This is a genomic window from Paenibacillus sp. MAH-35 (assembly GCF_058135425.1).
The window spans coordinates 1-15,001 of sequence record NZ_JBYUPU010000047.1; the positions used below are offsets into that span (position 1 = coordinate 1).

Consider the following 15,001-nt stretch of genomic DNA (forward strand, 5'->3'; position numbering starts at 1 on the left):
TCACCTATAGAAACCTTGACATTAAAGGGATTGTTGTAATAGTCACCTAAACATGTATCGGATAGTTAACGTGGCATAAGCCACGCCCTATCCGATGTTTTCTAACTCATGACTGAAGTCATGAGTTTGCGAAAACTATGCATCAACATTAAGGTTTAACAAAACCTATAAAAAATTGTGTCACAAATTCCGGGGGGCGATCCGTCAGCATAATAAGGAGCCAATCCGGCTCTAATCCCTATTTAAGGAGTGCTTAACATGCAATCCAGAATGGATAGTCCCGCAATGATCGTATCTGATGCGGCTCAAGCCTTACAAGCCCTTGGCAAAGCCCTGTTTGCATCCGCAGAGAAAACAGGTATTCCAAGCCGTACGCTCTTCCTTGCCTATCTTCGTGCAAGCCAAATCAATGGGGATAGTGTATGCGTCCAACTTCATTCGCGCAACGCCTTGGCGGCTGGCGAATCTGCTGAGCGACTACTGGCCTTACCGGCTTGGCGCGACACGCAATTCTTCAACGATACCGAGCGTGCCGCCCTGGCGCTTAGTGAAGCTGTTACCCGACTTGACGATCAAGTAGATCCTGTGCCCGATGAAATCTTTAACGAAGCAGCACGATACTACGATGTACCGGCATTGGCGACCCTGATCACCGGGATCGCTACAGCTAATCTATGGAATCGACTTAACGTTTCTACGAGACAGATCGTAACCGTTTCTGCGGGCTCGTAATTCAGACAACGGAGGACGTAAACCAGCGACAGTCTTGGACATTACGAATATGTCCCTGGCTGCCGCTATTGCATTATCGGAGTGATCGGCGGGGGACTTATGTTCACCAGGTCGCAATCTCAGCGCGGAATGAAGTGAACCATGATAACAAGGCTGCCGACCCAGGTCAGCAGCCGCGTCGCTACATGCATATAAAATTACGGCTGCCATATTTCGAATAAATTCCCATCCGGATCGCAAAATCGATAGTTAGGTCCGCAAGGTCTATTTTCGGGAATTTCGGTTACGATGTTCACTCCGTTTTCCTTAAAACGGGTATACATTTCCTGGATACGGGGAGTGATAAAGCAAGCTACAGGCTGCCGCATACCGTCTCCAAACGTATATCCATAACTCCCGGCTGCTTCCGTTGCCGTACCTAGGAATATTGCCGGGACGCGCCCAGTAGGCCCATGCGGCTTTCCGGTATGATCAGGAAATCGCAGAATCGCAATCTCCATTCCCGGTCTAACCGGATTGTTGTTTGAAGGTTCGCATCCTAAATTGGCTTGATACCATTTTATAGATTCGTAAACGTCTTTTACCGGTACGTATATACATGTAACGCCTGTGATATCTTCTGGAACATGCTCTTGTTTATCTTCCTCGTTAGTTTTCATAATCTTCTCTCCGTTCTCTAAATAGAAGAATTGCTCCCACTTATAATCAATTATTGATAACTTCACACTTTAAAAATTAATCTCGATTCACTCATAATTATCGCGGTTATTAATCACGATAAATACTGCCGTAGCCTGCTGAATCGTTATCTCGTCCCATAGTCATTAATTTCTACTTTTCTTCCGTCCGGATCAAAAAATGCAATCTCCTTACCACAGCTACCGCGATCTTTAATTCCATCTGTAGCAAGTTCGACACCTTTTTCTTTCATTCTTAAATAAAGCTCCTCAATATCTTTTACTTGGAACATGAGGATGGCATGATTGTGCCCTTCCATATTACTGAAATTCATTGAAAACTTATCGTTGGATTGTACAAAAAAAATACTTGCTCCACCCGGGATATCATCGGACAATTTTAATACTACAAGATCTGCACTAGGATCTAACGGTGCAAAGTCGGCGGCTTCTAAACCAAAAATATCGCTGTACCATTTTGCTGTGGCATACGGGTGCTTAGCAGGCAAGTAAATGCAGGACAAATTTAACAATTTGGGTTCGCTCATCCTTCCTCTTCCTCTCCTTTTTCTGCTTTCATCGTTAGATTTTATAACGCACTTGTCGAGTACCTAACTCAATAAACGATTATCTCGGACCATACCAAACACACAGATTAGTTTTTTGTAAATTGATAATAGGCATTGCCATAAAAAACACCCGTATGGCGACAAGAAGGGCTACTAAAAGTGTTCGCATGAAATAGGAACCAAACAAAAGGACCTCATATTCCACTGTTAAGTAGAAGCTGAGGTCCTCTTTCACGAAGGAAAATCAGTACCATACGGGCTACAATAACGCAAAGTGACTTTTGGGACAAATGTCACTCCATATTGACGATGAGTCGGATCTCATAAGGGATATAATTCATGGAGAGGATTTCTGAAAATTTATTTTTCAGATCCAAGGAACTATAAATATGATAATCGCACATTTCGAAAAGCAAACTTCCCAACAATTTCTCATCTGCCGTATACCAATCGACTTCACTAATTAATTTTTTGTGTTCCATATTTTCACCACGTTTTGGAAAATTATGTACTCAAGTCGCAGGAATGAAGATCTGTCGTAGGGAGCTCATAACGGACCTCGGAATAGTTATCGATCAGCCGTTCCTGTTGAATCGTATTCCCGGTCTTTTTGTCGATGACGTCTCGCCAAATCTCATTTTGCCGATAGTTTTTGCCTCCCACGCGCAAAAAGGCATGGTTTTTTTCGAATACATGATAGGAATAGGGCCATTCTTCCGCAATATGGACAGACCCTTTGAGATGGTCGTTGGTCAGCCAAACCTTGAACTGGATCGCTTGATCGGTCTGATTATGAAACCGGAGATCGATATAATTGTAAAACACGCTCGCCCCGCTGCCGAACGGCAATGCGCGCTGATCGTCCGGGAACGGGTCGAAGCTATGATGATGCCTCTCCTTAATCGTAAGCGGGGTATGAAGAGCCAGCCAGAACAAAAGATTGGCCAGCTGGCATATGCCGCCTCCGATACCGGTTTTGACATCTCCGTTAGACAGCAGGAGCCCTTCGATATACCCTTTGGCGGCAGTCGTTTTTCCGACAGTTTTCCAGAAAGAGAAAGTTTCCCCCGGACGGATCACAATCCCGTCTATATGACGAAGGCTAAGGCGTAAATTTGTAATTTTGTTTTCCTGGAGCACAGGATCGGTGGAGCCCAATTTTCGGCGAAGCAGGGATTGATGTTTTTTGCACGTATACGGCAGCGCTTCTTCCGATCTTTGTTTTGCAAATTTAGTGAAAGAAAGTGTATTGAGCAGATGCCGCTTTAGTGTCAGCTGGGCAACGCGCACTTTGTACAAAAAAGGGAAATGGGTAAGGAGTTGTCGTCTCAATCTTGCACTCTCCATTCCTTGGCCACCGGCCGGTTTGTATATCGGTTGCAAATTCGGGGAGAGCAAGGATGCCGCTTTCGTATATTCATGAATTTTGTCTATTGTATTCAAGACAATTGAACGTATTCCTCTTCGCCTGCATGGCCGATTAACGAAGCTTCGACTACCGGCGAGCGGAATGTTCCCCCCCAACCGGACGGGTTGCTTCGGAGAGTCCGATTCAAAGATACGGTTCCTCCTTGTTCCGTAAATGATCATATCCTGTTACACTTGAAGGATCGTACAGGGTATGACTTCGGTTAGCAGCTATTCTCAACAGGAGTGATGTTACATGATTACCGCACCACTAGGGTCTCTTATGCCTTACGCTGACGGCAGCGCTTGCTGATGAAAGGGATGCCGTTCCACAAACTGCCTGTTGTCATTCGTTTTTTGGTTACACTGGGTATTGCTGTGTCGGGTGGACTTGTGTTTACCTTCCTTCACACCCCGATCCCTTGGCTGTTAGGTCCGATGGTAGCGATGCTGCTGGGGTCCCAATTGTTCAAGCTGCCGCTGTTGTGGCCGGCACCGGTCCGGGATTACGGCATTCTGATCATCGGTTATTCCATCGGCTTGACGATGACGACGGAGGCGCTGCAGAGCATCCTGCATCAGCTTCCGATGATGCTGCTGATGACATTGCTGCTGCTCGGTTTATGTACGCTGATCGCCTACACCGCATCCAAGGTAACGGATTTCGACTTTCCTTCGCTGCTTGTCGGCAGCGTTCCCGGCGGCCTCTCGCAGATGGTGTCGTTGGCTGACGAGATGAAGCCGATCAATCTGACCTTGGTCACCTTCATTCAGGTCATTCGGTTGATCATGATCGTGTTTTGCGTGCCGTTTCTGCTGTTCAGTCCTTGGATTGGCGGTTTATCCCATTCTTCAGACACAGCGGCAGCGATACTGGGCACCGCCGCCACCTGGTCCGGGCTTTTTCCCGGAATGCTGATTTATGCGCCACTTTGCGTGGCAGGAGCTTGGGCCGCCCGGAAGCTGCATTTTCCGACTGCTTATATGCTCGGACCGCTGATCGTGATGGGCATCATCCAGTGGACGGCCGCAGCGCCGGCTCCCGAATTACCCGCATCCCTGCTGAACATCTCCCAGCTTATGATCGGCAGTTACGTGGGGCTGATGTTGAAGCCGCAGCAGCTCCAGCGCAAAAAACAGACGATCGCGCTCGCCTTGCTTAGCAATCTGCTGCTCGTTTCCGGATCGGTCGGACTAAGTTATATTTTGATGCTGCTGCTTTCCCACTCGGCGGCGACCTCGCTGCTCAGCATGGCTCCCGGCGGAATGGACCAGATGAGTATTATGGCGCATGAGGTGAATGCCAACCTTTTCGTCGCGTCGGGCTACCAGCTGTTCCGCATTTTATTTATATTCTTAGTCGTGTCGCCTTTGCTGAAAATGATCCTTTCCCGTTTGCTCGGAGTAACGCCGAACAGGCAAACCGGACTCCCTTCCACGGATCGGTCCGTGACATGACGAAAACAAAAAGAGCATCCTTCGGCCAGCCGCCCAAGGATGCTTTTTTCTTGACGTGGACACTCGAAGCGAGGGGCGAATTTCTCAAGTCGTTTTACTTGGCAGCTTCGTTCCCCGTTCCCTGGCTGCGACCGGCTCCCCCAGCGGCTTCATAACTTACAACTTATGAAATTCCACTCCGTATTGATTAAAGATCGCCTCGTATTTCGTTTCGAAGATTCTCCATCGATTTTCCGCTCCGTGCTTCTGCTGAAAAGCTCTCAAATACTGATTGGCCGCGGCGTTATCCTTGGATTGCAACAACAAATGAAAGCTCTCTTCGCCCAGATGTAAATAGGGACCTGTAGTATAATAATCGACAATGGATCTGGCGCTGGTCATCGTATCATAGAAATGAATAGCTTCTTCCAATCCATCCAGCAGCGTTTTCGTTAATTCCTTCATATTCGTATCCGGAGTGACGGCAAATCGGTCCGGAACGGACTCCGTTAGTTCCCCAAGTCTTGCTCTGAAATGACACTCCGCTTCATGGGGCGCCGTTACAAACTGTTTCGATTGAATCCGCGCCAGCTCGGCCGAGAAAATGCCGCAGTTCACATAAAACATCACATGGTCCGCTGAGTTGCCGCCCGATTTCTGAAAATTAAACATATAGACAAGACTTTCTGATGCCTTATAGAAATTCAAGCTTTTTTTGGCGAAGCCGTGCTTGGAAAGGAACGGCTTTACGTCCTGCTTGATCAAGTCGTTAAAGATCTGCTGCAACACGATTCCTCCTAGATCCGTCTGCCATTCCTGCTACTCGTACCGATACCCTTCATTCGGCTATCCGTGACTGTTCCGATATTCGTCAGTCAGAACACCGGCAAACCCCCAGTTCTCCTCATCCATTTCCTGGATCACGATATGGGTATGCTCCGGCTTTTTGCCAAGCACCTTGACAAGCGTCTCCGTAAATTCCTTTACGATTTGTGCTTTTTGTTCACGGGTGGCGCCCTTTGTAATTTGCAAATTGATATAGGGCATCTTCACTCTCCTCCATACAGTTCAAATAAGCGGGCGCAAAGTGTCCTGCCAAACCACGAAAATGTAACGAACTCATTGTACCATATTATTACAATAGGGGTAGGCAGCGTCCTGGGAAGATGATTCTTCCGGCCTACTCTTATGTAGAGAACTTCACCCAAATAACAGCACCGTTCGGATGCAGATAAGGAACCGGTTCGTCGAATGCCCTGGCATTTTCCATTACCCAAGCATAAGTTTGGTTATAGGGGAGACCGGAACTGTCGTGAAGAGCGGATAACCCTCGTTGTTTATAAGAATTCTTATATTCTTCCAGCGATAAAGGGCCCCTTACATCAACAAGGTCGCACATTCCAATAACCGTTCCAGTACCTCCTGCAATAATTCCAACTATTCCTCGAATCTTCGTATTGGATCCCCGAATTTCCCAGGTTTTAGTTCCGGATACGATCATACTCGCATAGGGTTCGCGTACAATCAGTGCTCTTTGTATGGATAAGGGGTCGTTTTGTGTGTGGATCTTATCGATTTGGGAACAGCTCCTCTCCCTATTAATGAGCTCGCATCGTATTGACTTCACAGAAGCCTTCCACTAGTATCAAACATAAAGCAATCCTTTATTTGGAAATGGAGGCAACTATGCTAGATTATTTTATTTTATTTTTATACCCGCTGCTAGTCTTCTTTTTATTTTCTGCTATGCGCTTTCATAAACGTACTTTAACGAAAATGGAGGATCTAGTACGCAGTCAGCAAGAAATGATTCAACTGCTCAAAGACGAACTAGCCCATTTGCGTAAATGAATCAGTCTACGGTATATGTAACGACCAGGGGGTGTTCCTATAGTCATGTGGCGATTTTTGGAGCCCCGCTTCCAACCGGTACTCATGGAGAAAAAGACCTCAACCTCCACTTTACCGTGGAATTTGAGGTCCTTTCGTTCGAAAATGGAGACGTTCCTATGTCAGCCAACGCTTGTGGGACAGCGCCTTCGAAAGTATACCCATTCGTGACTCTCTCTAAGCAGCACGCTCACTTACGTTAACAGCTACTTCCCGTCCCGCTCGAACAATCCGCGTTCCATCGCTCGATACACCAGCATCGCGAACATGCTGTTCGACCAGGCAAACCAAGGTCGCGTAAAGGTTGCCGGATCGTCGGCATGAAACCCTTCGTGCATAAAGCCGGTATCCGCATCCGTCGACTCTAGTAGATCGATCATCTCCATCATTTCTGCATCGCCGAAAGCGGTCAGCCCCTGCATGGATAGCGCCAAATGCCACACATAGTCCGGAGGCGTATGCGGGCTGCCGATGCCTTTCGCCGCTTGGCCTTCGAAATAATACGGATTGTCCTTGCTAAGAATGAACGACCGCGTGTTGCGATAGATCGGATCATCTGCGGAAGCATAGCCGATATACGGAATCGACAGCAGCGACGGCGTGCCCGCATCGTCCATCAGGCAATAATTGCCGAAGCCGTCCGTTTCGAAAGCATAAATCGGCCCATGCTTCGCATGATGGTAAATCCCGTACAGCCGGATGCCGTGCTCGATTTCTTCCTCCAGCTTCTCCATTTCCTCGGCAAAACGAACGTCGCGGAACACATAGCGGGCAATCTCCTGCATTTGCCGCAATACGGCGACGACGAACATATTCGAAGGAATGTTGTAATGAAAGTCGCAGGCATCGTCGCTGGCGCGGAATCCGGACCAGATCATCCCGGTATAATTGACCGGCATGCCCTTGCCTTCGTTGCGAAGCGTATCGATGGCCGGACAATTCCGGCGCATGAACGTATAGGATGAAAGCTCGCCATGACGCTGCTCTACCTTCCAGAGATCGACCGCCGTACGCATCGCTTTGCTGAAATTCTCGTCGAAGATGTCCGTATGCCCGGTTTCCTGCCAGTACAGATAAGAAAGCTGCATCGAAAAACAGATCGAATCGAGCTCGAATTTCCGCTCCCATACCCAAGGCGACATGTCCGTTTCGTCATTCGCATCCCAATGCCAGTCGTTCGGCCCTTCATTAAACGCATTGGCGTACGGGTCTTTCAAAATATAAAACATCTGGCGCCGGATCAAGCCGCCGATGATGCTCCGCAATTCCGCATCTTCCCTGGCCAGCGGCACATAATGGCGCACCTGCTCCACCGAATCGCGCAGCCACATGGCCGGAATATCGCCGGTAATCACAAAGGTCGTGCCGTCCTCCATCCGCTTCGTGGTCGTTTCGAGCGTATTGGGAAAACAATTATTGAACAGCGCCAGCAGCTTCGGCCGATGCGCCAGCTTGCTCTCCGCCATCTGCAGCACCCGCTTCACGCTTGGCGGAACGGCAAACGAACCCAAATCGATTTTCGGCAGCCTGAATTGTTCCATCCCGAGTCCTCCTCCTTATCCTTTGACGGCTCCGGCCGTCATCCCTTGCATCACTTTTTTGGAGAATGCCAGATATACGAGCAGCACCGGCATAATCACGATCACCATAGCGGCCATCATCTGCGTATAGTTGGCCGTATACTGCCCGTTGAAATTGGTCAGCCCGATCGGCAGCGTATGCAGAGCCGGACTCTTAAGCAAGACGAGAGCGAACGGAAACTCGTTCCAGGCGCCAAGGAAAAACAAGATGACCGAGGTCGAAATAACCGGCATGCATAACGGCATCACGATGCGCAATACGGTGCTGGTGGAGCTGCTTCCGTCGATGCAAGCGGCCTCTTCGATATCGAGCGGCACTGACTTGATGAAGTTTTCGAACAGGAACACGGCCATCGACAAATTAAAGGCAACGTACGGAAAAATAAGCGTGATCCGCTTATCCAGCAAGCCGAGCGCCTTGAATTCGACGAAAATCGGAATCAGCAAGCCATGGATCGGAATCAGCATGCCCGTCAAAAACATGAAATAAATCGTATTGCGAAACGGGAACTTGAATCGTGCCAATATATAAGCGGTAAAAAAACCGAATAATATTGTAAAAATTACAGTAAACACACTAACAAACGCGCTGTTCCAAAAATAAGTGCCCATCTTGCCGATCCGAAAGGCATCGATATAGTTTTGAAATTGCGGGCTGGTAGGCAAAGACATGATGTTCATGTTGAATTCTTGCGACGTCTTCAACGAGGAGTAGATCATCCATATCAAAGGGAAAATACACGACAGCGAAATGGCGATCAAAAAGACGTTAATCGCGATCTTGCCGATGGTTTTAGTCACGGTTTTTCCCTCCAATCAGACGGCTGATCATGATCAAAGCGACGCTCAAAATCATAATACCTACGGAAATCGCGCTTCCGTAACCAAGCTTGTACGCTTTAAACGACGTATCGTATGCATACTGGGCCATAACGGTCGAGCTGCTGCCCGGTCCGCCGCCCGTCATGACGAATATGCTGTCGAACGCTTTCATATTCCCGGCAATACAGAGCATAACCGCGATTTTGATCGTCGGATTCAACAGGGGAAGCGTTATGTGCAGCATTTTTTTGAACCCCGTCGCCCCGTCCAGCTCGGCCATCTCGTACACTTCGCTATTGATGCTTTGCATCGCCGCCAAAAAGATGATCAAGTAAAAGCCGATATATTGCCACACGATCGGTACTGTAACGGAGTACATGACGATATCCGGATCGTCCAGCCACGGCTTGATCCACGACTCCAATCCGACGCTTCGCAGCAGCCAGTTCAGCATCCCGGCATCCTGGTTATAGATCATTCCCCATAAAAAGCCGATGACGACGGAGGACAACACGACGGGAATGAAAATAACCGTACGATGGAATCCTTTCCACTTCGCCAGCTTCGACATCAGGAAAATACTGATGATAAACGCGATGCCAATCTGACCGACCACACTGAATGCGACGATCAGCAGATTGTTCAGAAACGCATGCCAGAAATTACTGTCCACCAGCAGGTTCCGGTAATTATCCAGCCCGATAAAATCCATCTTGGGGCCGCCCGACCATTTGAAAAAGCTGTATCGCACAGCTAAAACGACAGGAACAAGCACCATGAAGGCAAAAAGGATTACGCTCGGCAACAAATAGATGAGGAACGTAATCCGTTTCGGGCGGATGGCTGTCGAACCATTCATCAGGCTCCCTCCTTCAAGCTAGAAACATCATATTCTGCCGGGCTTGACACCCGGCAGAAATTCGTATTCCAACTTGGAATCATTGCTTCATTTCGCTTTCGTACTCTTTCTGCATCGCTTCGGCCGCTTGCTGCGGCGTATATTTGCCGATCATCAGCTCCTGCATCGTCGTATTCATCGACTCCGTCAAGCCCGGGGACAAGCGGGTGTCGTAAATAGGCGAATATTTAGTCGTTTCGACGAGCTTCACGAGCTTTTTGCTAAGCGCAGGCATTTCGATGCTTTCGATATTGTCCACCTTGCTGGAAGGAATATCGCCGTATTTCAGAACGAGTTTCGCAGCTTCGGAATCGGTCAGGCTTTGGATCAGCTTTTGGATATCGTCGAGTTTCGCCGGATCGATCTTCGCATTGACCGCATAAGCCCAGCCGCCTCCGCCGGATACGGTGTTTTGCTCGCCCTTGGCTCCTTCGATCGCCGGGAATACTGCAAGCTCCGTCTTGTCGACGATCTCTTTCGGTCCGCCCGTTTCGATCGCGTTGGCCGCCCAGGAGCCTTCGATGAACATGGCCGCGTTGCCGTTGTAGTACAACGTTCTTTGCTGATTGTTATCGATGCTGTTCATATCTTTATTGAACGCCCCCATATCCACCAGACCTTTCAGAGCGGTCAGGGCTTGGACGAATTCGGGGTCCGTAAATTTCGCGTTTTTGCCTTCAATCAGGTTGTTAAACCACTCGGTTCCGGTATAGCGGGTTCCAAGCGTGCTCATGTAGGAGGAGTTCACGACCCATTTCGCTTTATTGCCGAGGGCGATCGGGGTAATGTTCTGATTTTTCAATTCCTTGATCAACGTTTCGAACTCGCTCCACGTTTTCGGGAATTCCGGGAACCCGGCTTTGGCCACCAAGTCCTTGTTGTAATAGATGACGTGCGTAGGTCCGCCGGTCATTTGGACGCCGTACGTTTTACCGTCGATCGAGTACGGGTCGAGCACGCCTTCGGTGAAGCCGTCCTTCCATGCCGCATTTTTATCCAATTGATCGTTAAGCGGACGAAGCAGTCCGTTTTCTACGAAAGTCGATACCATGGACGGCTTGACGAGGAACACATCCGGCAGCTCGTTCGCCGCTGCCAATGTTTTAATTTTCGTTTCGTAGCTGTCATGGGATTGCACTTCTTCATCGAACGTTACATCGGGATGATCCTTCTTGAACTGCTCGATCAAGTCAGCCTGATGGCTCGGCTGCGCCGAATTTTTATCATACATATGCATAAATTTGATTTTGGCTTTTGCCTTATCCTTCGCGCCGTCCGCCGATTCCGAACCGCTATTCGAGCTGCAGCCCGCAGCAACCAACGCCAAGCTTGTAACTAGCAGCGTCGCAGTTAACCCTTTGTTTGCTTTTTTCACCGTACAACTCCCCTTTGTCCATGTAGTAGGTACTTTTGCCTGATAAGGTGAGTATATAAAAGTTAAGCGGACAAAAAAGTAGACATATCTATGAAATTATCCGTAAATGTGTCCTGTTGCGAATTACAACCGGTTTCGATACTCTTTTGGAGTAAAACCTGTATATTTTTTGAAAACATGGGTGAAATATTTGTAATCGTTATAGCCAACCCGCTCGGCCACTTCATATATTTTCGCGCCGACATCTTTCAGCAGCACCTTTGCTTTGTCTACGCGATATGTATTCAGCCACTCCGTAAAATGCTGCCCCGTCTCCTCCTTGAAGACTCGGCTGAAATAATTCGGCGTCACATAAACTTGGGACGAAACATCCTCCAGCCGGATATCCTCCGCATAATGCTCCTGAATATATTTGATCGCGGCGGTTACGATATGTTTGAACCGTACATTTTTATACGCGGCGATCGATTCGATAAACGCGGCGAATAAATCGCCGAGCCATCGCCGGATATCTTCCGTCGTCTCGTATTTCTCAATTTCCTCGTACGGGTTCAAGGCCGCGAGCTTGCTCTCGCCCAGATTAACGCCCATCTGCTCCAGGTGCGCCATCGCCAAAATGACCCATTTGAGGCATAACGCTTTAATGTGTTCATAAGGAACATGCGAGCGGGCAAACTGAAGGAAACGCTCGTCGAGCAGCGCGTCGATTTTCGTTTTATCCATAACACTGAGGTTTTGCAGCAATTCCTTATCGTTCTCGGAGGGCGGCAGAAGCTTCCGCTCGTTTTCATTCCCGGTCTCCGTCTCCCCGTAAACGATAATTTGCCCTTTCCCGCGGTACACTTTGCTCTGCATGGCGAATACCGCCTGAGCGCTGCTTTTGTGAAGATCCTTCAGCTCGCGCACATAAGTGCCGGCTCCGATCGTGACGGACAGCTTCATATACCGGGCGACGCAGCGCTGGATTTCCTCGCAGCATTCGATCAGGCGGTGTTTATTTTTCATATTGGCATTAACGAACAGGTTGATGTAGTCGAAATCGCTTTGGCATACCGTGCAAGCGAACACCGATGACAGCACTTCCTCCGTGATGTTGGCAATCGCGTACATGGTCAATTCCTTATCCCGGTCGGAGTCGTGCTCCGTAATTAAACGAAAGTCGTCGACATCGACGACGAGAGCCGCATACTCCGGTCCCTCCAGCGAAATATTCAGTTGACCCGCCTGCTCGAAAAGAACTGCGGCGTCCGTATTCGCGCCTTTTAACAGCCGGTTTACCCATTTGCGCTGAATAAACGGAAAATTTTCGCGGATCAACTCGAGGTTGCTTTGCTCTTCTTCGATTTTTTTGCGTTCCCGGGCAATTTCGTCCGAAATTTTCGTAATTAGAGATTCCAGTTCTGTCGCTCCTACCGGTTTCATCAAATATTCATGAACCCCGATTTTCAGCGCTTGTCTGGCATAGTCAAAATCGTCGTAGCCGCTTATGATGACGATCTTCGTCTGCGGGACCCGCTCCTTCAACTGACGGGCCAATTCAAGCCCGTCCATATGCGGCATCCGAATGTCCGTAACCACGATATCCGGCTTCAACTGCTCGCACAATTCCAGCGCTTCCTTCCCGTTGCGCGCCTCGCCGACAATGTCCACGTCCAATTTCCACCAATCGATCGATGTGCGAATTCCTTTGCGGATTATCGACTCGTCATCTACGATCATCAGCTTGACCATCGTCCGTCTCCTCCTTCGTCCAAGGCTGAATCACTTTCACGATCGTTCCTTCGCGGCCGTTGCTGAACTCGACACCGTACGTTTTGCCGAAATGCAGCTGAATCCGGTCGTTTATATTTTTCACGGCAAATCCTTTATTATCGTCCCCGGATTCCCTCATCAAACGGTAAACCTCCTCCAAATCGGCGCCATAGCCGGTATCGCTGATGTAATAAACCAGTCCCTCGTCCTCGCGTTTAATATCGACGCGGATCACGCCGGACTCGCCCTTCTTCTCGATTCCGTGAACGATGGCGTTTTCCACGAACGGCTGAATGACCAGCTTGACTGTCTGACAGTCGAGCGCCTCTTCCTCCACCTCGATTTGAAAATCGATGCTGTCCTCATACCGCTTCTGCTGGATAGTAACGTAATGACGCAGATGCTCGACCTCCGCGCGTACGGTCGTCAGCTCTTTCCCGCTGTTCAAGCTGAGGCGGAACAATTTCGACAACGCCTGCACGAGCTCCGACGTCTCGAACGCTTTTTCCATCCGGCTCATCCAATAGATTGTATCCAGCGTGTTATACAAAAAGTGCGGGTTGATTTGCGCCTGGAACGCTTTCAGTTCGGCCTCCTTTTTATGGAGCTGGGCCGTATACACTTCCCGGATCATTTCCCGGAGCCGTTCGAGCATCGTATTGAAGCTTTGCCCCAATTGCGCGATTTCATCATTGCCCGACACCGTAATGCGAACGTTGAAATCTTCTCCGTCTACCTGACTCATCAGCCGGCGAAGCTTGCGTATCGGCAAAATCATCCGGCGCGAGAACAAATACGCCATCCCGGCGCACACAAAAAAACTGATAATCGCCGTTACGACGATGATTTGCGGAATAACTTGATTTTCCTTAAGCAGCGCTTGGGCGGGGACAACGTGAAGGATGCGCCAGCCGAGCGGTTCGATCGTGTCGTAGGTAAGCAGATAGGGCGTACGGTCGATCGTCAGCTCCGTGTAGCCTTGATGCTGCACGATCCCCGTCCGATCGCCGATCATCTCCGATAACGAGCCGGAGATCCGGTTCCCGTCCGTCGAAGCGACTACGTCGTCATGCTCGTCCAATAAATAAAAGTGGTCCGTCCCTCCCGTTTGCCGGCTTTCGAATAACGAGCGTACTGCGTCCAGGTCCATGTTCATCTGCAGCACGCCGAGCGTGACGGAAATATTGTTAATATCCTTGATCGCCCGTTCGTAGGAAATGACATTTTTTTTCGCTCCATTGCCGAGAACGATTTCGTTCAAATACCATACCGGCTCCCCCTTGCGCCCCAAAATGCCGGCGATCTGTTCCGGCTGCAGCGGACGAACTGCCCCGCGCACGTTCAGCCGGCTGCCGTTAATGCCTTGAAGCTGAATCGACTGGACGAACGACTTCATATTCGGCAAATTCGTCAGCAACTGCTCGGTTATTACCTTTTGCCCGTTATATGCGCCAGGATCGGCCTCGATGTTCATTCGCAGAAATTGCCTGACCTCGCCCGATTGCATGACGAACAGCGACGTATCGTGGAAATATTCGAACATGAACTCGATATTTTGCCCGATTTGCGTCACGGTGTTCAAATCGGAGACGCTGACCTTTTGACGAATGATTTCCGAAGACTTGACATAAGACAAAATGCCGACCGCCAGCAGCGGAATCAGCACCAGAATGACCGTAAAAAACAAAATTTTGTATTGCAGGCTTATAAAACGCTTCTTGCCTTCGCGCCGCATCGCCGCACTCCTTCCTTTCCGAAAACGAATGGCGTCTTCCTCCAGCAACTTCTTCATTGTTTACGAAACAGAATATAGCATACATGGCTGCAAAGCAAAACAGCGTTGCCAATCAGAGGAACCGGCA

14 protein-coding genes are annotated in these 15,001 nt (G+C 49.1%); 2 read left to right on the forward strand and 12 right to left on the reverse strand.

Features of this window, described 5'->3' with window-relative positions; genetic code table 11:
* Positions 1-258: 258 nt before the first annotated feature.
* Positions 259-732, forward strand: coding sequence for a carboxymuconolactone decarboxylase family protein (locus AC3Y2E_RS29875; RefSeq protein WP_379216964.1), 474 nt, complete (start codon positions 259-261; stop codon positions 730-732).
* A 197-nt stretch (positions 733-929) separates the two neighbouring features.
* On the opposite strand, the gene AC3Y2E_RS29880 is transcribed toward AC3Y2E_RS29875, so the two are convergent.
* The 3 genes from AC3Y2E_RS29880 to AC3Y2E_RS29890 form a co-directional block, all read right to left on the reverse strand.
* Positions 930-1,391 carry a VOC family protein gene (locus AC3Y2E_RS29880; RefSeq protein WP_379216965.1) on the reverse strand — a complete coding sequence of 154 codons (462 nt, stop codon included), beginning with the start codon at positions 1,389-1,391 and terminating at the stop codon, positions 930-932.
* A gap of 146 nt (positions 1,392-1,537) precedes the next feature.
* Complete coding sequence (locus AC3Y2E_RS29885; protein ID WP_379216966.1) at positions 1,538-1,957, reverse strand: VOC family protein; 420 nt, start codon at positions 1,955-1,957, stop codon at positions 1,538-1,540.
* Between the two features lie 525 nt (positions 1,958-2,482).
* Complete coding sequence (locus AC3Y2E_RS29890; RefSeq protein WP_379216967.1) at positions 2,483-3,310, reverse strand: VanW family protein; 828 nt, start codon at positions 3,308-3,310, stop codon at positions 2,483-2,485.
* 387 nt (positions 3,311-3,697) lie between these two features.
* Here AC3Y2E_RS29890 and AC3Y2E_RS29895 point away from each other — a divergent pair, with 387 nt between their 5' ends.
* On the forward strand, positions 3,698-4,843 hold the full coding sequence (locus AC3Y2E_RS29895; RefSeq protein WP_379216968.1) for an AbrB family transcriptional regulator: 1,146 nt from the start codon (positions 3,698-3,700) through the stop codon (positions 4,841-4,843).
* 156 nt (positions 4,844-4,999) lie between these two features.
* Here AC3Y2E_RS29895 and AC3Y2E_RS29900 read toward each other — a convergent pair whose 3' ends face one another.
* From AC3Y2E_RS29900 to AC3Y2E_RS29940, 9 genes are all read right to left on the reverse strand, one after another.
* Complete coding sequence (locus AC3Y2E_RS29900; RefSeq protein ID WP_379216969.1) at positions 5,000-5,611, reverse strand: DUF4304 domain-containing protein; 612 nt, start codon at positions 5,609-5,611, stop codon at positions 5,000-5,002.
* A gap of 57 nt (positions 5,612-5,668) precedes the next feature.
* Positions 5,669-5,869, reverse strand: coding sequence for a tautomerase family protein (locus tag AC3Y2E_RS29905; RefSeq protein ID WP_379216970.1), 201 nt, complete (start codon positions 5,867-5,869; stop codon positions 5,669-5,671).
* Between the two features lie 139 nt (positions 5,870-6,008).
* Positions 6,009-6,449, reverse strand: coding sequence for an ASCH domain-containing protein (locus AC3Y2E_RS29910; RefSeq protein ID WP_379216971.1), 441 nt, complete (start codon positions 6,447-6,449; stop codon positions 6,009-6,011).
* A 469-nt stretch (positions 6,450-6,918) separates the two neighbouring features.
* Entirely contained in the window at positions 6,919-8,253 is a 1,335-nt protein-coding gene (locus AC3Y2E_RS29915) for a glycoside hydrolase family 125 protein (protein WP_379216972.1), read from the reverse strand.
* Positions 8,254-8,268: 15 nt separating this feature from the next.
* Positions 8,269-9,093 (reverse strand): carbohydrate ABC transporter permease, encoded by an 825-nt coding sequence (locus AC3Y2E_RS29920; RefSeq protein ID WP_379216973.1) that lies wholly within the window; start codon positions 9,091-9,093, stop codon positions 8,269-8,271.
* Positions 9,086-9,973 carry a carbohydrate ABC transporter permease gene (locus AC3Y2E_RS29925; RefSeq protein ID WP_379216974.1) on the reverse strand — a complete coding sequence of 296 codons (888 nt, stop codon included), beginning with the start codon at positions 9,971-9,973 and terminating at the stop codon, positions 9,086-9,088. Before AC3Y2E_RS29925 ends, AC3Y2E_RS29920 begins: the two co-directional genes overlap by 8 nt.
* Before the next feature lie 79 nt (positions 9,974-10,052).
* Complete coding sequence (locus AC3Y2E_RS29930; protein WP_379216975.1) at positions 10,053-11,387, reverse strand: extracellular solute-binding protein; 1,335 nt, start codon at positions 11,385-11,387, stop codon at positions 10,053-10,055.
* Positions 11,388-11,510: 123 nt separating this feature from the next.
* The gene (locus AC3Y2E_RS29935; RefSeq protein ID WP_379216976.1) at positions 11,511-13,118 is read right to left on the reverse strand and encodes a response regulator transcription factor; all 1,608 of its coding nucleotides are present in this window, start codon (positions 13,116-13,118) and stop codon (positions 11,511-11,513) included.
* Positions 13,093-14,874, reverse strand: a complete 1,782-nt coding sequence (locus AC3Y2E_RS29940; protein WP_379216977.1) for a sensor histidine kinase — start codon at positions 14,872-14,874, stop codon at positions 13,093-13,095. The genes AC3Y2E_RS29935 and AC3Y2E_RS29940 overlap by 26 nt, the downstream gene beginning before the upstream one ends.
* Between the last annotated feature and the right edge of the window lie 127 nt (positions 14,875-15,001).